The organism is Collinsella sp. AF14-35 (assembly GCF_003464565.1).
Taxonomy (GTDB): Bacteria; Actinomycetota; Coriobacteriia; order Coriobacteriales; family Coriobacteriaceae; genus Collinsella.
In genome coordinates, this window is sequence record NZ_QRZD01000030.1 from 1 (window position 1) to 24,525 (window position 24,525).

The window sequence follows — 24,525 nt, forward strand, 5'->3', positions numbered from 1 at the left end:
CGACGGACCTCGGGACGCTCTTACACCACGTCTGCGCGCGCCACCTATCAAGCTACGATTCATAAGAAATATGCCGAGTTTATTGATGAAGAGGCCAAGGCAGAAGCGAATGAGGTTCTTGAAGGCCTTAAAAAGACTCACCCTAATGTCCCGCTTGTTTTTAAGCCCAGTCCTTTGGCTGAAGTACTAACCAAGACCAATCGCGAAATTTGCAAAGCACTGTTTGTTGACTCTGAAGAATCGAGCGCCTTTAGTTTCAACAAGCCGCGCTCTAAGACTGTTGAACAGACCGTTAGGGCAAATCTGATTGCTTATAACAATGCTAAGACCGCTCTTAAAGAAGAGGCTTTCGATGATTACAAGTATGTCTACAAAACTATCGTAGATGCCCTCGAAGTCTATTTCTCCATTGCCGCAGAAAGTGCGTTGAGGGAATACTTTACGGGCTACGCTGAGTTTGCCGATAACCTTACAAAAGAGGAAGAGCAGAAACAGGCCGAAAGAGTTGCGAAGAAGCGCAAGACTGAGGAAGAGAAGAAACAGGGCAAGGATGCGGAGAAGTAGCGTAAGGCTCTTCGGCTGAATTTATAGGGCAATGCGGCCCTGTATTATGGGGGTGCGGGAAACCGCATCCCCTTCTTTTTGTAGAAGTTCATTTGAACTTTTTTCTACAAAACGTTTCTACAGTTTATGTACACGATAGCGTTTTCGCAGGTGAGAAAGGTAAAATAGGACAATGGCGGAGTTTATCTACCAGATGTATCAGGCTCGTAAGGCCCATGGCGACAAGGTAATCCTTGACGACGTGACCCTGAGCTTCTACCCCGGTGCCAAGATCGGCGTCGTGGGCCCCAACGGCATGGGTAAGTCGACCCTGCTCAAGATCATGGCCGGTATCGAGGAAGTCTCCAACGGCGATGCCAGGCTTACCCCCGGCTACACCGTGGGCATCCTGCAGCAGGAGCCGCCGCTCGATGACGACAAGACCGTCATCGAGAACGTGCGCATGGCGTTTGGCGACATGATCGCCAAGGTCGATCGCTTCAACAAGATCGGCGAGGAGATGTGCGACCCGGATTGCGACATGGACGCCCTCATGGCCGAGATGGGCAAGCTCCAGGACGAGATCGATGCCGCCGACGGCTGGGATATCGATTCCAAGCTCGGCCAGGCCATGGACGCCCTGCAGCTGCCCGATTCCGACATGCCGGTCAACGTGCTCTCTGGCGGCGAGCGCCGTCGCGTGGCCCTGTGCAAGCTGCTGCTCGAGGCTCCCGACCTGCTGCTGCTCGACGAGCCCACCAACCACCTGGACGCGGAGTCGATCCTGTGGCTCGAACACTTCCTGCACAACTACCAGGGCGCGGTGCTTGCCGTCACGCACGATCGCTACTTCCTGGATAACGTTGCCGAGTGGATCTGCGAGGTCGACCGCGGCCACCTTTATCCCTACAAGGGCAACTACTCCACGTATCTGGAGACCAAGGCCGCGCGTATCGAGGCGCAGGGCAACCGCGATGCCAAGCTCGCCAAGCGCATGGAGGCCGAGCTCGAGTGGGTACGCAGCTCGCCCAAGGCTCGCCAGGCCAAGAACAAGGCCCGTCTGGCTCGCTACGAGGAGATGGAGGCCGAGGCCCGCGCAAGCCAGAAGCTCGACTGGACCGACATCCGCATCCCTGTGGGTCCGCGTCTGGGCAACAAGGTGCTCGAGGCCCATCACCTGCACAAGGAGTTCGATGGCCGCGTGCTCATCGACGACCTTTCATTCACCCTGCCGCGTAACGGCATCGTGGGCGTCATCGGCCCCAACGGTGTCGGCAAGACCACGCTCTTCAAGACCATCGTGGGTTTGGAGCCGCTGACTTCGGGCGAGCTCGAGGTGGGCGAGACCGTCAAGATTTCTTACGTCGACCAGAACCGTTCCGGCATCGACCCCGATAAGAACCTATGGGAGGTCGTCTCGGACGGCCTGGACCACATGATGGTCGGCGAGACCGAGGTTCCGAGCCGTGCTTATGTGGCGAGCTTTGGCTTTAAGGGCCAGGACCAGCAGAAGCGCGCTGGCGTACTCTCCGGTGGCGAGCGCAACCGTCTGAACCTGGCGCTCACGCTCAAGCAGGGCGGCAACCTGCTGCTCCTCGACGAGCCTACGAACGACCTCGACGTCGAGACGCTGTCCTCGCTCGAAGCGGCGCTGCTCGAGTTCCCGGGCTGCTCGGTGGTCATTAGCCACGACCGTATGTTCCTAGACCGCGTCGCCACGCACATCCTGGCGTGGGAGGGCACCGACGAGAACCCGGGCAACTGGTATTGGTTCGAGGGCAACTTCGAGGCCTATCAGGCCAACCGCATCGAGCGCCTGGGCGAGGACGCAGCCCAGCCGCATCGTATTCACCGCAAGCTCACGCGTGACTAGTAGCAAGTAGAAAGGCCGCCAGCAAGGGCGGCCTTTCTTGTAGCAATTGCACTGCAGCTATGCCCTGGCTGCTGGTTTGATTCATAATCAAAGTCATCTCTTTGGGATTAAAGCCCGTTTTTGCTATGAGTGATTTTCTAATTCCGTTTAAAACGTAAAGACGTATTGGGTTACAAGGACATAAGCAAATCGAATTGAAATATAACCAGTGCTGTAACGTTACAAAAAAGGTTATAGAATAGGAGTATCTTATAAGTCGCTCCTCTAGAAAGAAGAACATATGCTTTCGCGTCGTCGTTTTCTGCAACTTGTCGCGTCTTCAATTGTCGCCTTAGCCGCACGTCCGAAAGAGGTTTTTGCTTCGACGGGCAATATTGATGGTGAGCAGATACAATTTACTTCAGAAATTGCGCAAGAGCTTGCCGATAAATATATAAAGGGACTCCTCGGCTCTTCGTATACGCCTTCTGACCCTATTCCTTTTGTAGACGTTGATGGGTCCCCGCTTGGCTACATTGTTCCGGTTGTGACATTCAATAGAGCCGCGGGCTATTTGGTTTTAGATGCTTCAGATGATGAAATACTTACGGGATATCGTTTTGGTGACGGCTTAGTCAGCCCTATGGATCGGGGAGGAGATCTTGGTGTTGAGTCTTATTCTTTCAATAACCCAGTCGTAATGATCAATCCGTTCGAATTCGGTGTGCAATCTTTGGACGGTTCAATAACAACAAATTGCGGAAGAACAATCCCGGCTGTTTCCATAGAAGGACGGCCTGTCGTTTTATCGAATAAACCTTCAAGCTGGAACGATGTCGTAATTTACGCAACTCAAATGCAGGATTACACAGTATCTGGATTTCGTTCCATTTCTCAGTTTATGTCATATGATGAAAGCGAGATTAAGAGGCTTACTGCCCACTATGCTTGTATGGTGACAGCTTTTTCGAACGTTGCGGAACTGTATGGCATTGCCAATTTATATAGCGACCCTTCGCAATATATGCAGATATGGAATTACACCAATACCCATGCTCTTTCCGATGAAGAGCAGACTGTTCCCGGCGTTGTTTTGGGCGGAACGCCGATATCAACCTGTGCAACGGGGTTTACAAATTACTGCGCAAGCAGAGGAAGTACTCTTATCGCCCGCACTGTCTCCTCTCCGGCTATCGCGAGCATTCAAAATGAGATTAACTCTAATAGACCGAATGTTTTACATGCGAGTTTGTACAACGGATCAGCCCATTCTGTAACAGCGGAGGCTTACGCCACACTTACTGGTAAGAAAACTGGAGAGACAAGGCAGATGATTGGCATAGCGGACGGCTGGAATTCATCTTTATCCTTCCTGAAGTATGATCAGAGCTATTATGCGTGGACTTATGGAACGACTTTTTCGAAGTAGGGCGATTCGTCTAGCTCTGTCTTTGGTGCTGATGGCTTCATTGGTGGGCTGTTCAACAAAGGAAGAGATATCGCGCGGAGGTTCCGGAGAAGTGACTGCGACAGACTCAGGTTCATTAGAAATAGCTGGCGGGCATGCCGATGTGATGTTACAAGGAAAAGGCGTGCTTAGGTCGATTGATGCTGAAGACGCTGTCTGCTCAATAGAGGATTTGAAGACAGGTGAAACTGCATCGTACCGAGTTTCAGATAATGCTGCGAATATGATTGAGTCGATACCGACTGGAGCGCAGGTTTCTTTTAGATACTTTGCTCCGCAACTTGAGGATGAGCTTGCTTCTCTGGCGTCTATATGCGCCGATGACAACTAAAAGGCCTGAATTCAAACGGCCTCGGATGGTCAATTGGCTATCCGAGGCCGTTTTTTACTCGACCGGGGCTTCGACCTTGTCGATGGCCCAGGTGGCTCCGAGGCCGCCGGTGGTGTTGCGGCGAATGCGGACGGTGACTTCCTGGCGTTTGCCGGCCTGCGTGTAGCGCAGGGGGAAACTTGCGCGGTTTCGCGCGGCCTCGATGGTGCCGCGTTCGCGGGCGATCCAGTAGTACTCGCCGACGATGCCGAGCGTGTCGGCACCGTAGGGGAGATAGGTCGACAACTGGTGCAGAAGCGGGCCTGGGCAGAAGACCTCGGTTGCGAAATCGACGGGGAAGTCCTTGGGGATGGCGGGCGCTGCAGGTGCGGGGGCTGGGGCCGCTGCGGGTACCGAAGCCGGTGCGGATGCGGGTATTTGGTCGCAAGCAGCGGCGGGCATGGATTCGATGACGGGTGCGGGCTCCGGCGTTACTTCCGGCTTGATCTCGGAACCTGCGGGCTTCACGGTGACGGGCGCGTCTGCAACTGCGGCTTCAACCTCAACCTGCGTCGCGTTCTCATTCTAGACGCTCGACTTTGTCTCGACCGGCGTGGACGCCATGGTGGTGATGCCGGCGTTGGCGTTTTCAGGGTCATAGACGACCGTAAGCGAGATGGCAGGCCGCGGCGTCTCGGGCTCCGGCGTCGACTCAGTAGCGTCTTGATCGTCGGGCTCGTCGGGCTGATCGTCCTCGGCCTCGTCGCCAAAGACATCGCTGTTTTGGAGCGCAGGCGCCTCAGGTTGGCTAGCGGCTTCTTCTGTTGTCGACTTGGGAGCCTCGTTGAGCTCCGCAGTGGCTTCCTGCTCGGATATGACTTCGGGATCGGTCGTGGCGGCGATTTCGGTTTCGGCTTCTGCCGTTACCTCAATAGCGACTTCGATCTCTGTCTCGGGCTCGGGCTCCGGCACAACCTCGGTCTCGGTTTCGGGCTCAGGACGCTTAACGTGCTTGGGGCGCACGGCCTTGAGGTCCTTCTCACCGCGCTTTTTCTTTTTGTAGGACTGCTTGGCGCCCTTGGCGGTCTTGGGCTTGTCCTCGCCCTTGGCAAGTGCGGCATCCCAGGCCTCGTTGGCGATGACGGTGGCATACAGGCGACCGCCCTTAAAGACGGTCAGCTTAATGCAGTCGTCAAGCTCTTCGAGCAGCTCGCGCGTGGATTCGAAGCCCAGGTCATAAGCGGTCATGTCGCCAGCGGTGAGCGCCTCCTCGACCTGTGTCATAAACGTTTGCTTGCCACACCCAATCGCATCGCGCAGCAGGCGATACAGATAGATGTGGTTGCCCAGCGATAGCGTGGGCCTAACTATTGTCTTGCTCATGGCAAATCTCCTCTTTACACATGTAAAGCATCTTACCATCGCATGGCACTCGCCATGGCGGCGCCCAAGGCAAACGGGCGCGAACCGCTGTCGGTTCGCGCCCGTTGTACAGGTTGCCTATCTGGGGATGCAGTGCCTAGTTGCCCGATGTCGTGCCTTGGCTTGAACTGTCAGATGCCGTGCCGGACGCGGTTCCGCTCGAGCTGTTGGTGTTGCTGTTGTCGGTGGATCCCGTACTCGGTGTATTGCCATTCGCCTGGTCGCCCGTGCTCGGTTGAGAGCCGTCAGTCGTTTGGCTTGAGTCAGTCGTGCCGGATTGCGTGCCGCTGTTGTTCGCAGAGGAATCGACGCCCTGCGATTGGTTTTGGGTGTTCGAGGACGAATTGGCAGAGGTAGAACTGTCTTGCGTATCGTCCGTCTGTGCCTGCTGATCCTGCGACTGGGTGTTGCCATTTGCATCGCTCTCGGTCGTGCGCGACGACAGGATTGGCTCGGGACGCTCGCCCAGACCCTCACCGGCAGTGGTGATAAGGATGGCGCCGGCGCAGGCGATGACCGCGACGATGGCGATAGCGATCGAGAAGACGATGACCTTCTTTTGCGTCTGGCTGCGCTCAGCCGCCGCCTTGGCGCGCAGGCTGTTGGGAGCGACGCGCGCCGTGGTCGCGCGTCCCGCAACCTGGCGCATCTCCTGCGTGGTTGCGGCGCCACCTAGGTGCTCCTCGACATTGGGCTCAACGGGCTCGTAGGCGCCGGTAGGGTAGTCGACAGCGGCATGCGTGCCCTTGATTGCTTCGGCGCTGGCGGTGATAAAGTGGCGATAGACCTGCGAAGACACAACAGTGATGACTGAGCTCACAGCGGCACCAATCACCGAGCCGGCAATGCCGATCTTTGAAGCAAGCGCCACGCTCGTGGCGGCAGCTGCGGCGCCGGCGATGATCTGGGGAATGGAAATGTCGTCGAACAGGCCCTTTTTGGGCGCGATGGCCATGGTCTGGCCGATGGAATGGTTTTCGTGAACGCCGTTGTTCAGTGCGGCGGGAGTCATGACGCGTGTACGCGGCGCGTCGGTGTACTTGGTTGTCATACGGGGTCCTCCCGGTGTAAATCTGCTTCGTTTCGTGTAGCCATCAGGGTACCCACCAGATGTGAATCGTGCGTGACATTTAACAGATACCATCAACTCATCAAGGGGGCTTGCTGTCTTTGGTGCAATAGCTTGATGCTAAACTGGATTTATATTTGCGAGGTGGTTTACGTGATGTACCCGTATATGACATTCGAAGATGGAACCGAGGTCATTCATTCTGACCTGATTACAGATGGCGATATCGAAAAGGTTATCGTGCATTTTGAACGACCGACGGCAGAGGGTTTCGACTCCGCTCGTTGTGAGTTGCCTTCCTGTTCGTGGACTGACTGGGAAGGGCATTTTACTCAGAGTGAAAAAGGAGCTTTCGAAGAGTGTCTGAGCAAATAATTTAGATTAGTTCGAGTTTAGTTCGAATAAAGAAGCTGAATGCGATGACCTAAAGCGTATGCATTTTTAGTATTAGATGCGTATGAAATGGAGGATGTGAATGGATGAGCTAATAGACTTTAAAAAACGATTTCTCAAGAATGGCGAGCTGGTTTCAATTCCAAAAAAGGAAAGCTATAAAAGAATCATGCTGCTATGGGCCGTCTCTTTCTTTGAATTAAATACAAGTTATACGGAGCTTCAGGTTAATCGTGTGCTGTCACAGCTCTATCCTGATTATGCCGTGTTGAGGCGGTACTTGGTTGATTATGGATTCCTATTAAGGGATGAACGAGGCCTGAAATACGAGGTTAATCGTGATGTTCACGGTATTGAGAGCTAGCCGTCCGGTTCGGGTCCTATATATTGCTAGAGGGATAAGCGAAATAGGCAATTGGTGTGCGAATATTGCTTTGCCAATGCTGATTTACGAGGTAACTCACGATGTTTCTGCAACTGCTTTGATGGTCTGCTGCAGATTTGCCCCCTCTCTGTTTTCAGTTGCGCTCGCGCAGCTGCCTCAGAAGATGGGTATCGGGACACTGCAGGCCATGAGATTGGCAGACTTAATTCGCGTGGGATTATTCGTTTGCTATATTTTTGTTGATAGTAAATGGAGTATGTTTGCTATTACGTGCGCGGTATCGCTTTGCCGAACGGTAGAAATGCCCTGCTTTTACTCGTTGTTAAGAGCCAATACGAATAGTATCAATCGCGACGTAATTAATAATTCGTTTGGGTTCCTGCAGAATTTGATGATGGTTCTGGGGCCAGTTGCCGGCGGTTTTGTTGTCGCTCAATTTGGGGCGGAGGCTGTTCTTGCATTAGACGCGCTTTCTTTTGCCGCGTCGTTCTGGTTGCTGCGAGATGTTCCGTCGGTTATCGAGGTTAATGATAAAGAGGGAATAAGCAAAAATGAAAAAACAGGACTGCATTTAGTGATCTTAGCGCGAAGCACTTGGCAATTGGTTTCCTATTAATCGATATTTCTAGTGGCGTGGCATTCGGCTCTCTGAATTCTCTTTTGCCAGCTATAGCGCAATTGCAATTTGACTCGTCATCGATACAATACGGATTCCTTCAGAGTAGTCTTACAATCGGACTGTTGTTCGGAAATACAATATATGGTCGTTTAATCAGTGGTTCCGATTGCGTTAAATCATATTGTTTTGTGACGTATCTTGCGCTCGGTGCGTATCTGGCGTTTGGCTATCGCTATGCGTCTGGGATATCGTTTATTTTCCTTTTTATCGTCGGTGCCGGAAACGCCATTCAAGATGTGCTTCTCATAACATCGCTGCAGGATTTGGCGAGAGACGGATCTGAATCGATAAGCCTGTTTTCAATTAGGGAGTCTTTGCAATCGGTTGCTGTTGTTATTTCAACACTTCTTGTTTCGCTGTTCACGAGCATCGCGATGTTCTCAATTCTCGTTACAGGACTTGGCGTATTTTCAATTATGATGGTAGTTGTGTTTCAATTGAATTATTTGCGAAAGATGTGACGTTGATATGCCTAAAACACTTTTAGTATTTCCCCCAGGATGGAGTCCAGTGGGGCCGTATCTTGCCTTGCCTGTTTTGAAGTCATATCTTCAAGAGGTTGAACAATACAAAGTTGACATTGTTGACTTAAACGTGGAATTTTACGATGACCTCCTATCTTTTAGACATGTCGAAGAGTGCTGTAAAAGGTATCGGGAATCAAAGGATTCGTTTAGTTCGAATGTTCAATTAACAATCGAGTTGATACAAAAGTCGGCACTTAATGTTGACGAGGCAAAAGATATTTTCAGATCGAAGAGATACTTTAATCTAAAAGAAAGACAATATGCTGAAAACATTTTTAGAAATGCACTCTATATCATAAATCACGTCTCATATGGAGTTAAATACACGTTCAACTCCATAGATCTGCCCTATGATTATTATTCGACACCAGAAATAATGAAATCGCTTGCGGATACCTTGCATAATCCGTTTATTTCCTTCTATGAAACTGCCTTTCTTAAGCGAATTCAGAGGGAAAAAATCGAGTTTATTGGGATTTCGGTGAGCGGCTGTTTCCAATTGATTTCTGCAGTTACGTTAGCGAAACTGATTAAAGAAGAATGTCCATCTGTTAAACACGTCTCATTGGGCGGCAATTACATTACTCGTTTAGCAGATGACTGCATGAAAGAATGGCATCCCTTTTTTGAATACATTGATTCGATAATGATGTATGACGGCGAAGAGCCGCTTGCACGTCTTCTTGAGGCTCTTGACTCTGGTGATGACAACCTCGACTGTGTTCCAAACCTTTGCCATGCTAAAGGTGGAAAGATATATAAAAACCATCGGATTGAGTAAACATTTATCAACGATACAGTTCCCGATTTCGATGGCTTCGCCCTTTCTAAATACTTCATGCCTGAGCTAATATTGCCGGTTTATTCCTCTAGGCAGTGTTTTAATCATTGCGCCTTCTGCACCATTCCCGGTGCTACCGGTGGTTGTTACCGAAAGATGCCTATATCGAGAGTATTTGAAATAATGTGTCGGTTAAATGAAAAATACGGCACGAGAGTTTTCTCTTTTGTGGATGAAACATTCGAAGGCAAAAGAATGGAGCAACTCGCGGATGAAATAAACGCATCGGGAAAAACGTTTTTCTGGCATGGAGAAACGAGGTTCTCTCCAACCCTAAGTACAGACGTTTTTAATAAGATATACCAAAGTGGATGTAGGCAGATTCAGTTTGGCCTCGAGTCATACAACCAAAGAGTTCTTGATCTAATGAAGAAGAACACGAGAGTTGATTGGATTGATCGCAATATCCATGATTGTCTCAATGCGGGTATTCCTGTTCATCTATTTTTTATGATTGGCTTTCCGACCGAAACTAAAGAAGAGGCTCTGAACACCTTAGCTTATACAGAGAATGTTTTGAATTATTCAAAACAGGTATGTGGTGTTCCATATTCCACGAGAGGATTTACGAATTTTGGTCTCGTTATGGGGTCGGATGTTTGGAATCATCCCGATAAGTATGGTGTCTCTGTAATGCCGAAGTCCCAATATGAGGATTTGCGCCTCGAAGTGGATTATGTTTCAGGCACTGGTTTAACTTTAAATGAAGCAAAATCCTTATCTGATGAGCATCATATTGATTTTTATATGCAAGAGGTCATAAACGGTAGCGACACAATTGACTTGCCCCAGCGGCTTCATATTTCAGAGGTGACCTGGATCCTAGATTCTATTCACGCTGTCAGGTATAAGGGACATTTGACCAAAGTAAAGCGACGGCTAACTAGTCTAAATCCAGCTGATCGAATCTGGCTGGATTCCAAGACCTCTGTCGTGCTCGTTGAGCCATTTGCCTACTTCTATAATTCTGAATACCATCATGTCTATGCTGTTTCCCAGTTGGTATACCTTAAGTTGGCCCGTTTATTGGAGGCCGATTGTAGCATTTCTCTTATTCTTGATCAGGGCGACCTCGAGCTGACAAGGGCGATAGAAGAACTGTTGCATTATGGATTGCTGAATACAAATATCGATGCCGATTATGTAATGCACGATAACGGTTTTCAATTGGTTAAAAGTTCGTTTGTTAAAGAAGTCGGACGCTCAAAAGAGGGGTTAAGAGTACTGCTGAGTTGTGCCACCCATAGAATGTGTGCGGTTAATGATTTTTCGTTCGCTTTGCTTTCGTTGTTTGAAAAGCCGATTACTAAGAACGAGGTGCGCGACATTTTGAAAAAAGAGGGACTATCGACAAACGAGGAGCAATTAAACAAGTTGGTTGATAATTGCATGAAAGCAGATATACTACAATTGATTAGATAGAGGAGGTTTCTGCATGGACGTTATTAACAAAGATCTCTTGGAGCAACTGAAAGAGTCTCAGGAAGAGGGCGTCGTGGTAGAAGTGTTCGACTTTGAGGACTACATGGATAAATTCTGCCATTAGTTTCGGAATTAACTTGCCTCGCTTAAAGGAGAAGTCGATTATCGATTTCTCCTTTTTTAATTAAAGATATTTTTGGAATACATGCTCTTAGCACAGGTTGGCGTCTCAGTAAACTGAGAGGTTGCTTTGGCTAGTTAGAGATATGTGAACGTCCGTTAGACTGAATCTCAGGGTAGAAGGGGCCTCCAGTGTCCAGATCAACAAGGCAATGCTGCGTTTCGGCTAATAAGAACGATGGCTTTTTGCGTGTGGCGGCGGCGTCGCCGCAGATTCGCGTGGCCGATGTCGAGGGTAATGCCGAGGTTGCGCTGGCAGCTGTTCGCAGAGCTGCCGAGCGCGGCATTCGCGCGTTGGTGTTGCCCGAGCTTAATCTGTGCGGCTATACCGCGGCCGATCTGTTCCATAACCGCACACTGCTGCATGCCTGCGAGGCGGCACTTGTGCACATCCTTGATGAAACCCGTGAGTTGCCGGTCGTCTTTACCATCGGTCTTCCCGTTGCAGTTGCCGAGAATATCTACAACTGCGCCGCCGTGTGCTGCGCGGGCGAGCTTTTGGGCCTCACGGCCAAGAAGTATCTGCCCAACTATGGCGAGTTCTATGAGCGCCGTTGGTTTGCTCCGGCGCCTGCGGATCCCGTGTGGGTTGAATTTGCCGGTCAGGGTCCGGTCCCGCTGGGTTCGGGGCTTGTCTACCGTTGCTGTGATGAAGGCGCCGAGGACCTGGTGCTGGGCGTTGAAGTCTGTGAGGACCTGTGGGTGCCGGCACCCCCTTCGACCGAGATGGCGCTTGCCGGTGCGACGGTGATTCTCAACCCGTCGGCCTCGGACGAGATTATCGGCAAGGCGGATTACCGCCGCAGCCTTATCTCCAATCAGAGTGCGCGCCTGTACTGCGCCTATGTCTACGCCGATGCGAGCGAGGGCGAGTCCACGACCGACATGGTCTTTGCGGGCGAGAACCTGATCTACGAAAACGGCTCTAAGCTGGCCGCCACCAAACTGCTTACCTGCGACATGGCCGTCGCCGATGTTGACCTTGACCGCCTGGTTGCCGAGCGCCGCCGCTCGACGACGTGGACACGCGCGGACGATGCGCCGGAGGACACGACCGTTGAGTTTTCGTTTGAGGGTGTGTTGGCCGAAGAGCCTGTCCTGCGCGATGCCTGCGATATCGACCGCGTTTTCCCGCGCGCGCCCTTTGTGCCGGCCGACCATGGCGACCTGGCCGAGCGCTGCGAGACCATCCTCGACCTGCAGACTGCGGGCCTCAAGACCCGCCTTGCCCATACGGGTACCAAGGCGGCTGTCATCGGTCTTTCGGGCGGCCTGGACTCCACGTTGGCACTGCTTGTGACCGTGCGTGCCTTTGATGCGCTGGGGCTGCCGCGCACAGGCATCACTGCCGTGTCCATGCCCGGCTTTGGCACGACGCATCGTACCAAGTCGAATGCCGAGTCGCTCGCTCGCGACCTTGGCGTGAGCTTCCGCGAGGTTTCGATCCACGCGGCCGTGGAGCAGCACTTCAAGGACATTGAGCACGATTCGGCCGTGCAGGACGTGACCTACGAGAACAGCCAGGCCCGCGAGCGCACGCAGATTCTGATGGATCTGGCCAATCAGGCTGGCGGCTTTGTCATCGGCACGGGCGACCTGTCGGAGCTGGCACTCGGCTGGGCTACCTATAACGGTGACCATATGAGCATGTATGCCGTCAACGCGAGCGTGCCCAAGACGCTTGTGCGCCATCTGGTGCGCTATGCGGCTGATGTCTTTGGCGGGCGTATTGCCGAGGTCTTGCTCGACATCCTCGACACGCCGGTGTCCCCCGAGCTTCTGCCGCCCACGGGCGACGGCGAGATTGCGCAGAAGACCGAGGATTTGGTGGGTCCGTACGAGCTGCACGACTACTTCCTCTACTACCTGTTGCGTTTTGGCTTTGAGCCGGGCAAGATCTACCGCATGGCGCTCAAGAGTTTCGAGGGCGTCTACGATGCCAAGACCGTCCACACGTGGCTGCGTACGTTCTATCGTCGCTTCTTTGCCCAGCAGTTTAAGCGCAGCTGCCTGCCCGATGGTCCCAAGGTGGGCTCGGTGACGCTCAGTCCGCGCGGCGATTGGCGTATGCCGAGTGACGCCAGCTCGCGTCTGTGGCTTGCGCAGATCGACGCGCTTAATGCAATTGACTAAGGTTGGCTAAATTGAACCAATACGGGGGTTGCAAGCGTTACACTTTTGCAATCTGATGGCCCGTATCGCGCGGCGCTCTTGTCGGAGCGCCGCTTTTTTATATCGGAAGGTGGCACCATGCAGGCATCGCAGCGTCTCGACCGCTTTGGCGCGGAGGTCTTCGCCTCGCTCAACAACAAACTGCTTGCGCTGAAGGCTCAGGGCAAGACCATTTACAACATGAGCGTGGGCACGCCCGACTTTAAGCCGTACGACCACGTGGTCGAGGCGCTCACGCAAGCGGCCCAGGACCCCGAGATGTGGAAGTATGCCCTGCGCGACCTGCCCGAACTCAAGCAAGCCGTGTGCGATTACTACGAGCGTCGCTTTGGCGTTTCGGGCATTACGCCGTCTATGGTGCAGTCGTGCAACGGCACGCAGGAGGGCGTTGGCCATTTGGGCCTTGCCCTGCTCGATCCGGGTGACACCATTCTGGTTCCCGATCCGTGCTACCCGGTCTTTGAGGCAGGTGCCAAGATCGCCGATGCCAAGCTCGAGTACTATCCGCTGGTGGCGGAGCACAATTACCTGCCCTATGTGGCGGGTATCGATCCCGAGGTGGCCGATCGTGCCAAGTACATGATTGTGTCGCTGCCCGCCAACCCGGTGGGCTCGGTGGGCACGCCCGAGGTCTACGAGGAGATCATCGCTTTCGCCCGCGAGCACGACCTGCTCATCGTTCACGACAACGCATACTCCGACATCGTGTTCGACGGCGAGCCGGGCGGCAGCTTCTTGCAGTATCCCGGCGCGCTCGAGGTGGGCGTTGAGTTCTTCTCGCTCTCCAAGTCGTTTAACGTCACCGGTGCGCGTATCGGCTTTTTGGTCGGTCGCGAGGATGTGGTCTCGGCCTTTGCCAAGCTGCGCGGCCAGATCGACTTTGGTATGTTCTTCCCGATCCAGAAGGCTGCTATCGCCTGCCTGAACGGTCCGCGCGATGAGGTCGAGGCGCAGCGTCTGAAGTACCAGGAGCGCCGCGATGCCCTGTGCGACGGTCTTGAGGGCCTGGGCTGGGAGCGTCCCAACGCGCATGGCTCTATGTTTGTGTGGGCCAAGCTTCCCGGTGGTCGCACCGATTCCATGGCGTTTTGCGAGGAGCTCATGGAGAAGGCCGGCGTTGTGGTGACGCCGGGCGCGAGCTTTGGTCCTTCGGGCGAGGGGCACGTGCGCATGGCGCTGGTCTTGCCGCCCGACCAGATTGCTTTGGCTGTCGAGGCCATCCGCGAGGCGGGCCTGTATTAGAAAGCTATTCCGCTCGTCAATAGCTCGAAACCGATTTCGTGCAGTTATTTTACGATTTCTGCAAACAATTTCGGTAAACGGTCGATTTTTGGCTGCGAATAGGAGCATAATCAAAGTCCCGATTGGATGTATTGGGATTACGGCAAGCCGCTCGGGTCGTTCCCGGGCGGCTTGTTTGTGGAGAGAGATGGGAGTTTCTAATGGTTAACGAGAAGAAGGTCGCTATTGTCGGCTGCGGTTTCGTTGGTTCGTCTTCGGCGTTCGCGCTGATGCAGAGTGGTCTGTTCTCCGAGATGGTCCTCATCGACGTGGACAAGAGCCGCGCCGAGGGTGAGGCCCTGGATATCGCGCACGGCATGACGTTTGCCGAGCCGATGAAGATCTACGCCGGCGATTATTCCGATGTCGCCGACGCCGCCATGATCGTCGTCACCGCTGGCGCTGCCCAGAAGCCCGGTGAGACTCGCCTGGACCTGGTCAACAAGAACGTCAGCATCTTTAAGTCCATTATTCCCGAGATTAAGAAGTCCGGCTTCGACGGCATTCTGCTCATCGTCTCCAACCCGGTCGATGTTCTGACCTACGCCGCCATCAAGATGTCCGGCCTGCCCGAGGGCCACGTCATCGGTTCCGGTACCGTGCTCGACACCGGCCGTCTGCAGCAGATGCTTGGTGCCCATGTCGAGGTCGACCCGCGCGATGTCCAGGCCTATGTCATGGGTGAGCACGGCGATTCCGAGTTTGTCGCTTGGTCCAGCGCTCAGGTTGCCGGCGTTCCGCTGAACACCTTCTGCGAGCTTCACGGTCATCTGGAGCATGAGGCTGCCGAGAAGCGCATCGCCGAGGACGTCAAGAACTCCGCCTACACCATCATCGAGAAGAAGCACGCCACCTACTATGGCGTCGCCATGGCCGTCAAGCGCATCTGCATCGCCGTCATGCGCGATGAGCAGACCGTTCTGCCCGTCTCCTCGCTCATGGTGGGCGAGTATGGCCTGTCCGATCTTGCCATCTCCATGCCGACGGTCGTTGGCCGCGACGGCGTTGTCTGCCGCGTCCCCGTGCCGCTGAACGATGACGAGCAGCATGAGCTTACCGCCTCCGCCAAGGCCCTCAAGGACATCATCGACAGCGTCGACTTCTCCTGCTAAATCAAGCTCGCTAAAGCGAAAAGCTACAATGAAGGCGTCCGGTCCACACGGTCCGGGCGCCTTTTTGGTGCATTGGGGTCAGGTTACTTTGCACCATTTCCAGTGCGCGATTGTTGACGGGGGAGTCATGTCGGATACGCCCAACTTTTTGACCTATGTCCAGACGGCATTTGACTCGTTTGATGAGCGGCCGTTTTGCGCGGTGGATAGCCTGGTGTTTGCATGGCTGTCTTATTTACATTTGCCGAGCGATATGCCGCAGCTGACGGGCTGGCGGGGCTTGGACGTGCGTGAACTTTTGCGTGCTGAGTGCTATCAAGACATGATTGACGACCTGTGGGACCCACAGGGGAGCCGCGCCTTACTAGAGGCCGTGGCGGCAAGCCCCCGCTACCGCGGCGTGCGCGTAGGCGGCTATCGTGCGGTAAGCGATGTGGTGACGACGGAGCAGTTTGCGGCCGTGACGTTCCGATTTCCGGCGGGGTTTAGTTATCTTTCCTTCCGGGGGACCGACAGTACGATTGTGGGCTGGAAAGAGGACTTTAACATGGCGTTCCGGTGTCCTGTGCCGGCCCAGGAATCCGCGGCGCGCTATGTGGACGAGGCGGCGGATGCGATTGACGGGCCGCTTTTGTGCGGAGGTCATTCCAAGGGTGGAAACCTTGCGGTGTACGGTGCGGCGATGTGCTCCGATGTCGCCCGTGAGCGAATCGAACGGGTGTATTCCCATGATGGTCCTGGCTTCGTCGAGGAGTTTCTGAACGGCAACGCTTTTGCCGATCTTTCCGGCCGCATCGATAAGACGCTACCTCGGTCGTCGATCTTTGGCATGATGTTCGAGATACAGGAGGACTATGCCATCGTTGAGAGCACCGAGTTCAGCCTGCTGCAGCACAATCCCTTTAGCTGGGTGGTTGATGGTCGCGACTTCGTGTACTGTGAGCGCCTGTCCGCCGGTGCTCGATACGTTGATGGCTCCATTCGCGAGATGCTGCTTGCGGTGTCACCTAGCGAACGCGAGCGTTTTGTAGATGCATTGTTCTCCGTGTTTGAGGCTACGGGTGCTGAGCGGTTTGCGGATATCGCTGGGAATCTGCGCGAGAGCCTGCCCGTGATGCTCCAGGCTGCACAAGGCTTTGACAAGGATACGCGACGCTTTGTCTCGCAGACCATCGCGGCAATCCTTAAATGCGCGCTGCTGCCCAAACGGCCCCAGATCGACATGCCTGCCGCCGGTAAGAGCCTGGCAGAACAGCTCGATGCGTGGCAGTCCGAGCTCCTGCACTAGCTGCTGGTGCATGGTGGTCAGGTTTCTTTGCATCAATCTTCGATGCGCTTGGGGCGGGCTCGACCGCTATACTAGTTCGTGCTCAAATCGATCTAGAACGGAATGCCGTATATGAAAATCAATCACGCGATTCTGCATATCCTGGACTTTGACTCTGCCGTCAACGTTATGAGCCAGCGCGAGCTCGATATCGAAAGCCGTACCGTGCGCAATTTCGTAACCACGCATCTGCGCCGCGCACGCACGTCGGCCGACAATAAACGCGCCACGTTTGCCGAGAACTCTGCGTTTGGCGGCGAGCTCAAGGGCTATTTCTTTGGCGAGCGCGAGTTTGTGGACCTGTCGCAGCAGATTGCGGAGTTTATCTCCTCCGAGCTCACCAAGGCTGAGAAAGCCGAGTCCACCGACGTGCTCGTGGCTGATTTTGACGACGATGAGGATGCCCGCTGGTTTGCCGTGATGCTGCTGGGCTCCAAGCAGGCTTTTATGCACGAGGTGGGCCGCGAGGAGGGGGAGGTTCGCAACGACATCGCGCGCCACTACGCTATTCTGCCAAACCCCTCGCAAAAGGTGCCAAGCTATGCCATCGTGCGCGCGAGCACCATGGAGATCGGCTACGTGGACAAGAAGCGCAAGATTGCCGGCGAGGACCGTATGCTTATCCCCGACGGCCTGCTGCAGTGCGACACGGGCGTGTCGGGCAAGGAAGTCATCGATACCGTGACGCGTGTAGTCGAGGAAGTTGCCGAGGAGCACGGTGCTAACACGGCCGTGGCGCTCGCCAAGGTTAAGGCAGCTGTCGCCGAAAAGGTCGAAGACGACGAGGAGCTGCCGCCTTGGGATATCGTTGACGAGGTCTTTGAAGACGAGCCGGTCATCAAGGAAAGCGTGCGCGCGGCGCTGACCGAGGAGAAGGTTCCTGAGCGCGTTCCCGTGGAGCGCAAGCAGGTCGAGCGCGCGGCGGTGCGCAATCATAAGATTCGTACCGATACGGGCATCGAGATTAGCTTCCCGGCCGAGATGGGCTCGAACTCCGAGTACATCGAGTTCGTCAACGAGCCCAACGGCCTCATCTCCATCGAGCTCAAAAACATCGGCAGCATCGAGAATCGATAAACTGCGCCTGGACGCTGCAAAAAAACAAAGGCCGAAGCCTTTTGGGACTTCGGCCTTTTTTGTTTTCGGCTTGGTTGCTGACATTGCGCCGCAGGTTGAGCTCACGTCAGCGAAAACGCCCCTAGGCGAGCAAGGTGACGTGAAAGAGGAGGGAAGCGTACTTTGGTACGCGACCGACGATTGAACGTCAGATTGCCGCTTAGGGGCGTTTGTAGCGTCGACCGGTCCGTCGTTCGTTAGAACGACGGAACCAAAGGTGCAGCGTCGAGCCGTTACGCGGGTTGGTAAACCCGCGTAACCCTACAGCTGGCGCAGACCTTCCTCGAGGCCGGTCTTGCTGTCGGTCTTCTCGTCGCGCATCTTGATGACGCGGGCGGGGACACCGGCCACGACGGCGCCGGCGGGGACGTCCTCGACGCACACGGCGCCGGCGGCGACAACAGCGCCCTTGCCCACGCGCACGCCTTCCAGGACCACGGCGTTTGCGCCGATCATGACATCGTCCTCGATGATGACGGGCGTGGCGCTGGCGGGCTCCACAACGCCTGCCAGCACGGTGCCGGCGCCGATATGGCAGTTCTTGCCCACGGTGGCGCGGCCGCCCAGCACGGCGCCCATATCGATCATGGAACCCTCGCCGATAACGGAGCCGATGTTGATGATGGCACCCATCATGATGACGGCACGGTCGCCGATCTCGACGCGGTCGCGGATGATCGCGCCCGGCTCGATGCGGGCGTTGATGCCCTTAAGGTCGAGCATGGGCACGGCGGAGTTGCGGCAGTCGTTCTCTACGTCGTAGTAGTCGATAGAGTCGGCGTTGGCGTCGAGGATTGCCCTGAGCTCATCCCAGTCGCCAAAGACGGTCTTGCCGCGCCGCCCGCCGTAGACATGCGCGTCGCCCCAGGCAACCTTCATGCTGGGCTTCTCGCGCACGTACAGCTTGACGGGCGTCTTTTTGGGCGCGGTGGCGATGTAGTTGATAATCTCCTGTGCGTCCATCTCGGCTGCGTTGCTCATATGCTGTCTCTCCTTTGAGGGGGTATGGTTGATAACTAGTTAGGCGAACATGACCTGGTCGAAGGTGTAGAAGCCGGGTTCGCGGGTGATGAGCTTCTGCGCGGCTGCCAAGGCACCGTTGACGAAGATCTGACGGCTCGTGGCGCGGTGGGTGAGCGTGACCTCCTCGTCCTGGCCAAAGAAACTCACCTCGTGCACGCCGGCGACGGTGCCGCCGCGCAGCGAGTGCATGCCGATCTCCTTGGGGTCACGCGCGCCGCACATGCCCTCGCGGCCATAGACGGGGTGGTAGCCTGCCTCGGGCTCGGCCTCGACTACGGCGTCGAGCAGCAGCTTTGCGGTGCCGCTGGGGGCGTCGACCTTTTGGTTGTGGTGAGTCTCGACAATCTCGCAGTCAAAGCCGGGCAGCTCACGCGTGGCCTGGGCCACTAGATGACGCAGGGCTGCGATGCCGATGGAGTAATTGCCGGAGTGCATGACGCGGGCGTTCTGGCCCAGCTCACGCAGGCGGTCCATCTGCTCGGGAGTGTAGCCTGTGGTGCCCGAGACCAACGCCGCGCCCGTGCGCTCGACATAGGCGACGACGGCGTCAAAGGTCACGACGTTTGAGAAGTCGATAATCACATCGGCAGCCGGTGCGTTCTCGAGCTCGCTCAAATCGAAGCCAATCTGGGCCACAATGTCGAAAACGGGCTGTCCGGCGGTATCGACAATACCCTCGGCGGTAGTGCGGATGAGCGAGCCCATGCGGCCCGTTCCCATAATGACGGTCTTAATCAAGCAGACCAGCTCCCTTCAGAGCATCGGTAAGTGCGGCTTGCGTGTCGTCTGCCATGGGGCACAGCGGCATGCGGTAGTTTGCCTCGATCATGCCCATCTGGGCGAGCGCTTCCTTAACGGGGATGGGGTTGACCTCGCTAAAGAGGGCGTTGATGAGCGGTTGTGCGGCAATCTGGATATCGCGGGCGCGCGCTACGTCGCCGTCCAGATAAGCGCGGCACATGTCGTGCACGAGCTGCGGCTGTACGTCGGCCCACACGCTGATGGTACCCGAAGCGCCTAGGCTCATGAGCGGCACGGTGAGTGCATCCTCGCCCGAGTACATGCGGAAGTCATCGGACAGCAGGTGGGCGATCTTGGCCGCGTAGGCGACGTTGCCCGAGGCCTCCTTGATGCCGATGATGTTGGGGTGCGCGGCCAAGCGCTCTACGTTGCGCTCGCTGATACCGCAGCCACAGCGGCCGGGGATGTTGTACAGGATGCAGGGGATGTCCACGGCATCGGCGACGGTCTTAAAGTGCTGGTAGATGCCCTCTTCGTTAGACTTGTTGTAGTAGGGGGTAATGAGCAGCAGGCCGTCGGCGCCCAGGCCTTGGTAAGTGAGCGACTTGGTGAGCATGGTTTGCGTGGAGTTGGAGCCCGAGCCGGCGATGACGGGGACGCGTCCTGCAACATGCTTGACAACGGCGGCGACGACGGAGTTGTCTTCGTCATCGGTCATCGTGGCGCTCTCTCCGGTGGTGCCCAGGGTGAGGATGGCGTCAGTGCCATTTTGCAGGTGGAAATCGATAAGGCGCTCAAGCGCGTCAAAGTCGACACTGCCGTCCTTTTTAAACGGCGTGACAAGGGCGACGATTGAGCCCTCGAGATTGCGGATATCCATGTTCTTCTCCTTCGCTTCCGCGATCTGGATGCGCTTGTTCCATTGAGCGGCGACGGCCAGGCGTTCGTCCCGGGCGCGGCGACGGGCACTCTCGGCGCGCGACTTGGCTAGTAGCTCGCGGCCGCACGGCAGCACGTCGAGTGTGGCAAAGTAGTCGCCCGGGCGCTCGGCGCGGCGGATGAGGTCGGCCGATCCGTCGGGGCGCAGCAATACCTCGGCGGAGCGCAGGCGTCCGTTGTAGTTGTAGCCCATGGAGTAGCCGTGCGCGCCGGTATCGTGGATCACGAGCACATCGCCCATGTCGATATGCGGCAGCTCGCGATCGATGGCGAACTTGTCGTTGTTCTCGCACAGATTACCCGTGATGTCGTAGGTGTCCGTAACGGGCGCTGTGGTCTTGTCGGCGCCACCCGGCTGGCCCATCACCGTGATGTGGTGGTAGGCACCATACATGGCAGGGCGGATCAGGTCGACGGCGCTTGCGTCGACACCGATATAGTCCTTGTAGATCTGCTTTTCGTGGATGGCCTTGGTGACCAGGCAGCCGTAGGGCCCCATCATAAAGCGGCCCATCTCGGTGCAGATGGCCACATCGCCCATGCCGGCAGGAACCAGGATCTCGTCGTATGCCGCGTGTACGCCTTCGCCGATGGCGTGAATGTCGTTGGCCTGCTGCTCGGGCAGATAGGGGATACCGACGCCGCCGGACAGATTGATGAAGGCGACATGTGCGCCGGTCTCGCGCTCCAGGCGCACGGCAAGCTTAAAGAGGATGCGCGCGAGCTTGGGGTAGTAGTCGTTGGTGACGGTGTTGCTGGCAAGGAATGCGTGGATGCCAAAGTTTTCGGCGCCCTTGGCCTTGAGCATGCGGAAGGCCTCGAAGAGTTGCTCTGTGGTCATGCCGTATTTGGAGTCGCCGGGGTTATCCATGATGCCGTTGGAGAGCTGGAACAAGCCGCCCGGATTAAAGCGGCAGCTGACCGTCTTGGGGATGGGGCCTGCAACGCGCTCAAAGAACTCAATGTGGCTGATGTCATCAAAGTTGACGATGGCGCCCAGCTTGTCGGCGAGCTCAAAGTCCGCTGCCGGCGTGTCGTTGGACGAGAACATGATGTCGTGTCCCGTGATGCCCAGCGAGCGGGCGATCATGAGCTCGGTATAGCTCGAGCAATCGCAGCCGCAGCCGTATTCGTTGAGAATGGAGATGAGCGCTGGGTTGGGGTTGGCCTTGACGGCAAAGTATTCCTTAAAGCCCGGGTTCCAGGCAAAGGCGTCGCGCACTTCTTGCATGTTGCGGCGGATGCCCGCCTCGTCATATAGATGAAACGGCGTGGGGAACTGCTCGACGATATGCTCGAGCGTCTCCTTGTCCACAAACGGCTGCTTTGCCGCATATGCCTCGTTGGGAGTCAGTGACATGTCCCGTAAACCTCGCTATCCAGACGGCGCTACCTGCGCATCGAATCCGCATAGCGTGGACCCAATGTCCGGATAGCGCTCCCGCATTGCTGCAGACAGTCCTGTGGGTGTTTCCCACAGGCCCACCAGGTTGTTCGTGCCCGAAAAACCCAGTTCGGCGGGTTTCGCCTCCCCACGGGGTCAAAGCCTGCCGGCTCGCCCGCGGTTCTTCGTGCCCGCGCCTCTATCAAGTGGTAACGACCCTACCACGTTGCACTTTACCAAACAAGAGTATTCGTATATAACGTTTAAAAAATGCAGGGATATGCTGGAAATAAGGGTATGGCAATCTTGCGGCACAATAGATAGCAACCGGCGCACACCAATGAAAGGAACCTCTATGACCGAGCTCCAAGAACTCCGTCGCTATCGGCGCGACTTGCACAGGATCCCGGAGCTCGACTTCGATCTTCCGCAGACTATTGCCTATATCGAGGGCGTGTTGGCGTCGCTTGCCTGCGAGGTGACCCATCCGTGCCCCAGCTGCGTCTGCGCTTTCTTTGACGCTGGCGTTGGTGCCACGCATGCCACGGCGATTCGTGCGGATATGGATGCGCTGCCCATTGCCGAGGCGACGGGTGCAGCCTTCGCCTCGTCTCATCCCGGCAAGATGCACGCTTGCGGGCACGACGGACACATGGCCATGGCGCTCGCCGCCGCGACGTATGTCGACCGCACGATTCGCGAGCAGCCGGGTTTACTTAAACGCAACGTGCTTTTTGTGTTCCAGCCGGCCGAGGAAACGACCGGTGGTGCCAAGACGGTATGCGAGAGTGGTGTGTTCGAGCGCTATGGGGCCGACCGCATTTTTGGCTTCCATGTGTGGCCCGATCTGTCTGCCGGCACGCTGGCGAGTTGTTCTGGTCCGCTGCTGGCGCGTTCGAGCGAGACGCATGTGCACATTCACGGGATGAGCATCCATATCGCCAAGACCTATGGCGAACCGGTCGAGGAGTCGCACGATGCCGCATTGGCGGCAGCGAAGTTTTTGGTTGCTGAGCGCGAGCTGATGGACGAGTTGGGCGCCGACGAGCCCTGTATCGGTAAGTTTGGTCTGCTGCAGGCCGGTACGGTTTGCAACGCGGTGGCGGGGGAGGCCCATGTGGCCGGAAGCCTGCGTGTGTTTACGGACGACATGTTCGACCGTGCACGCGAGGGTGTGTGCCGCGTGCTTGATGAGGCATGCGCTGCAACGGGCTGCACGTACGATCTCGACTTTGCCGAGGGCTATCCGCCGGTCGACAACGACCCCGAGCTGTTTGCCCGAATCGCGCCCGCTCTGCCCGAATTGCAGCTCGTGGACGAGCCGCTGCTAATCGCCGAGGATTTCGCGTTCTATCAGCGGCATCTGCCGGGCGTGTTCTTCTTGCTGGGCACGGGCGTGCCAGAGGGCCAAGACAACCCGAGTGATTCGGATGGCTGCCCCGCCTATGCAACAAGCGCCCTGCATACCGATAGCATGCTCTTTGACGAGGAAATCCTACTCAAGGGCCTCGATGTCTACAAACGATTGCTTGGCTTGGAGTGACGATGGAGCGACGCCGACAGTCTGCCGTGTATAGTCCTGGTGGGTGTGGGTGCGGCTTGCTGCTGCTCCCGGTTATTGCTGTGAGCATTGGCGTGATGTTTGCGCTTGCTGGGCTGGCTGCGGCGGCACTCGTACTGTTTATCACTGCCATCGGCGTGACGATTTGGCTCTGCCGCAATCGCGAACGACGCCGTGCCGACGGTAAAACCAATGTCGGCTGGGTCGTCTTTCTGATCATTGCGTACCTGCTGAGTGTCAGCTACCTTGTTTTCTTTGTCCTGTTGATGATCAGTGCTTTTACCGGGGAATCCGTCACGGTGGGTTGATCACTGCTGGCAGACGGTCGCGCAAAGTGCGTTTGCTCGGCGTTTGGATAACTGCATTGGCCGTTTACCGCAACCTTAGCTCTCAGCTAATGAATTCAAGTTCAATCCTTCCTACGATGTGCTGTGTGCCGGCACGGTAGCCGGATCGTAGGAAGGATGAATAATGGCAAAAGAGGGAAAAAGCCGATCGGCAAGATTGTCCTAGGCATCATCGTGGTGCTGGTTATTGTCGGTGCCGTGGGCTCTATGGGCGGCAACTCAACCGATTCGTCTGCGAGCGATTCGGCAAAACCTGCCGAGACGACACAGCAGGCTGAGGAGCAAAAAGAACCGCAAGAACCGTATACCATTGCTGACGAGGCTGAAGATACTTCCAATCAGTTTACCTATAAGATCTCGGGCACGCTGACCAATAACACGGACAAGGAAAAGAGCTACATTCAGACCTTGATTGGCAACTTCATCCGAAC

22 protein-coding genes, 1 pseudogene and 1 riboswitch are annotated in these 24,525 nt (G+C 55.7%); of the genes and pseudogenes, 17 read left to right on the plus strand and 6 right to left on the minus strand.

Annotated elements, in window-relative coordinates:
- The 4 genes from DWW12_RS09890 to DWW12_RS09780 form a co-directional block, all read left to right on the plus strand.
- Nucleotides 1–564: hypothetical protein (locus tag DWW12_RS09890; RefSeq protein ID WP_158564435.1), on the plus strand; the 564-nt coding region annotated here is incomplete at its 5' end.
- Between the two features lie 172 nt (nucleotides 565–736).
- Entirely contained in the window at nucleotides 737–2,416 is a 1,680-nt protein-coding gene (gene ettA / locus DWW12_RS08620) for an energy-dependent translational throttle protein EttA (RefSeq protein WP_055251458.1), read from the plus strand.
- 280 nt (nucleotides 2,417–2,696) lie between these two features.
- Nucleotides 2,697–3,824 (plus strand): hypothetical protein, encoded by a 1,128-nt coding sequence (locus DWW12_RS09775; RefSeq protein ID WP_147327747.1) that lies wholly within the window; start codon nucleotides 2,697–2,699, stop codon nucleotides 3,822–3,824.
- Nucleotides 3,802–4,194, plus strand: a complete 393-nt coding sequence (locus DWW12_RS09780) for a hypothetical protein (protein WP_147345488.1) — start codon at nucleotides 3,802–3,804, stop codon at nucleotides 4,192–4,194. The genes DWW12_RS09775 and DWW12_RS09780 overlap by 23 nt, the downstream gene beginning before the upstream one ends.
- A 54-nt stretch (nucleotides 4,195–4,248) precedes the next feature.
- Here the strand turns inward: DWW12_RS09780 and DWW12_RS08625 are convergent, their stop codons facing one another.
- From DWW12_RS08625 to DWW12_RS08635, 3 genes are all read right to left on the minus strand, one after another.
- Nucleotides 4,249–4,701 (minus strand): hypothetical protein, encoded by a 453-nt coding sequence (locus tag DWW12_RS08625; protein ID WP_117855743.1) that lies wholly within the window; start codon nucleotides 4,699–4,701, stop codon nucleotides 4,249–4,251.
- Between the two features lie 57 nt (nucleotides 4,702–4,758).
- On the minus strand, nucleotides 4,759–5,556 hold the full coding sequence (locus DWW12_RS08630; protein WP_117855744.1) for a hypothetical protein: 798 nt from the start codon (nucleotides 5,554–5,556) through the stop codon (nucleotides 4,759–4,761).
- Between the two features lie 136 nt (nucleotides 5,557–5,692).
- Nucleotides 5,693–6,646 carry a hypothetical protein gene (locus DWW12_RS08635; protein ID WP_117855745.1) on the minus strand — a complete coding sequence of 318 codons (954 nt, stop codon included), beginning with the start codon at nucleotides 6,644–6,646 and terminating at the stop codon, nucleotides 5,693–5,695.
- 493 nt (nucleotides 6,647–7,139) lie between these two features.
- Here DWW12_RS08635 and DWW12_RS08645 point away from each other — a divergent pair, with 493 nt between their 5' ends.
- From DWW12_RS08645 to DWW12_RS08690, 10 genes are all read left to right on the plus strand, one after another.
- Nucleotides 7,140–7,421: a DUF2087 domain-containing protein gene (locus DWW12_RS08645; protein WP_055251466.1), complete on the plus strand. Its 282-nt coding sequence runs from the start codon at nucleotides 7,140–7,142 to the stop codon at nucleotides 7,419–7,421.
- Nucleotides 7,399–8,058, plus strand: a complete 660-nt coding sequence (locus DWW12_RS08650; protein WP_117855746.1) for an MFS transporter — start codon at nucleotides 7,399–7,401, stop codon at nucleotides 8,056–8,058. The genes DWW12_RS08645 and DWW12_RS08650 overlap by 23 nt, the downstream gene beginning before the upstream one ends.
- Complete coding sequence (locus tag DWW12_RS09785; protein ID WP_147345490.1) at nucleotides 8,037–8,582, plus strand: MFS transporter; 546 nt, start codon at nucleotides 8,037–8,039, stop codon at nucleotides 8,580–8,582. The genes DWW12_RS08650 and DWW12_RS09785 overlap by 22 nt, the downstream gene beginning before the upstream one ends.
- A 7-nt stretch (nucleotides 8,583–8,589) precedes the next feature.
- On the plus strand, nucleotides 8,590–9,429 hold the full coding sequence (locus DWW12_RS08660) for a hypothetical protein (protein WP_147345491.1): 840 nt from the start codon (nucleotides 8,590–8,592) through the stop codon (nucleotides 9,427–9,429).
- Nucleotides 9,430–9,486: 57 nt separating this feature from the next.
- The gene (locus tag DWW12_RS08665; protein WP_117855749.1) at nucleotides 9,487–10,911 is read left to right on the plus strand and encodes a radical SAM protein; all 1,425 of its coding nucleotides are present in this window, start codon (nucleotides 9,487–9,489) and stop codon (nucleotides 10,909–10,911) included.
- 312 nt (nucleotides 10,912–11,223) lie between these two features.
- Complete coding sequence (locus tag DWW12_RS08670; RefSeq protein WP_117855750.1) at nucleotides 11,224–13,224, plus strand: NAD(+) synthase; 2,001 nt, start codon at nucleotides 11,224–11,226, stop codon at nucleotides 13,222–13,224.
- A gap of 117 nt (nucleotides 13,225–13,341) precedes the next feature.
- Nucleotides 13,342–14,505: a pyridoxal phosphate-dependent aminotransferase gene (locus tag DWW12_RS08675; protein ID WP_006234344.1), complete on the plus strand. Its 1,164-nt coding sequence runs from the start codon at nucleotides 13,342–13,344 to the stop codon at nucleotides 14,503–14,505.
- 200 nt (nucleotides 14,506–14,705) lie between these two features.
- Complete coding sequence (locus DWW12_RS08680; RefSeq protein ID WP_117855751.1) at nucleotides 14,706–15,656, plus strand: L-lactate dehydrogenase; 951 nt, start codon at nucleotides 14,706–14,708, stop codon at nucleotides 15,654–15,656.
- Between the two features lie 127 nt (nucleotides 15,657–15,783).
- A complete protein-coding gene (locus DWW12_RS08685; RefSeq protein ID WP_117855757.1) occupies nucleotides 15,784–16,944 on the plus strand; it encodes a DUF2974 domain-containing protein in 1,161 nt (386 codons plus the stop codon).
- A gap of 111 nt (nucleotides 16,945–17,055) precedes the next feature.
- Nucleotides 17,056–18,060 carry a nucleoid-associated protein gene (locus DWW12_RS08690; protein ID WP_022094136.1) on the plus strand — a complete coding sequence of 335 codons (1,005 nt, stop codon included), beginning with the start codon at nucleotides 17,056–17,058 and terminating at the stop codon, nucleotides 18,058–18,060.
- 300 nt (nucleotides 18,061–18,360) lie between these two features.
- Here the strand turns inward: DWW12_RS08690 and dapD are convergent, their stop codons facing one another.
- From dapD to dapA, 3 genes are read right to left on the minus strand one after another with little or no spacing between them, the layout of a single operon-like run.
- Nucleotides 18,361–19,080, minus strand: coding sequence for a 2,3,4,5-tetrahydropyridine-2,6-dicarboxylate N-acetyltransferase (dapD, locus tag DWW12_RS08695; RefSeq protein ID WP_117855752.1), 720 nt, complete (start codon nucleotides 19,078–19,080; stop codon nucleotides 18,361–18,363).
- Between the two features lie 39 nt (nucleotides 19,081–19,119).
- Nucleotides 19,120–19,860 (minus strand): 4-hydroxy-tetrahydrodipicolinate reductase, encoded by a 741-nt coding sequence (dapB, locus tag DWW12_RS08700; protein ID WP_233503837.1) that lies wholly within the window; start codon nucleotides 19,858–19,860, stop codon nucleotides 19,120–19,122.
- Nucleotides 19,853–22,162, minus strand: a complete 2,310-nt coding sequence (gene dapA / locus DWW12_RS10055) for a 4-hydroxy-tetrahydrodipicolinate synthase (RefSeq protein ID WP_117855753.1) — start codon at nucleotides 22,160–22,162, stop codon at nucleotides 19,853–19,855. Before dapA ends, dapB begins: the two co-directional genes overlap by 8 nt.
- Nucleotides 22,163–22,227: 65 nt before the next feature.
- Nucleotides 22,228–22,396, minus strand: a riboswitch (Lysine riboswitch).
- Between the two features lie 145 nt (nucleotides 22,397–22,541).
- Here dapA and DWW12_RS08710 point away from each other — a divergent pair.
- From DWW12_RS08710 to DWW12_RS08720, 3 genes and pseudogenes are all read left to right on the plus strand, one after another.
- Nucleotides 22,542–23,729, plus strand: a complete 1,188-nt coding sequence (locus DWW12_RS08710; RefSeq protein ID WP_117855754.1) for an N-acetyldiaminopimelate deacetylase — start codon at nucleotides 22,542–22,544, stop codon at nucleotides 23,727–23,729.
- Between the two features lie 56 nt (nucleotides 23,730–23,785).
- Entirely contained in the window at nucleotides 23,786–24,055 is a 270-nt protein-coding gene (locus tag DWW12_RS08715) for a hypothetical protein (RefSeq protein ID WP_117855755.1), read from the plus strand.
- A gap of 156 nt (nucleotides 24,056–24,211) precedes the next feature.
- A pseudogene (locus tag DWW12_RS08720) lies at nucleotides 24,212–24,525 on the plus strand (hypothetical protein); the annotation flags it as partial.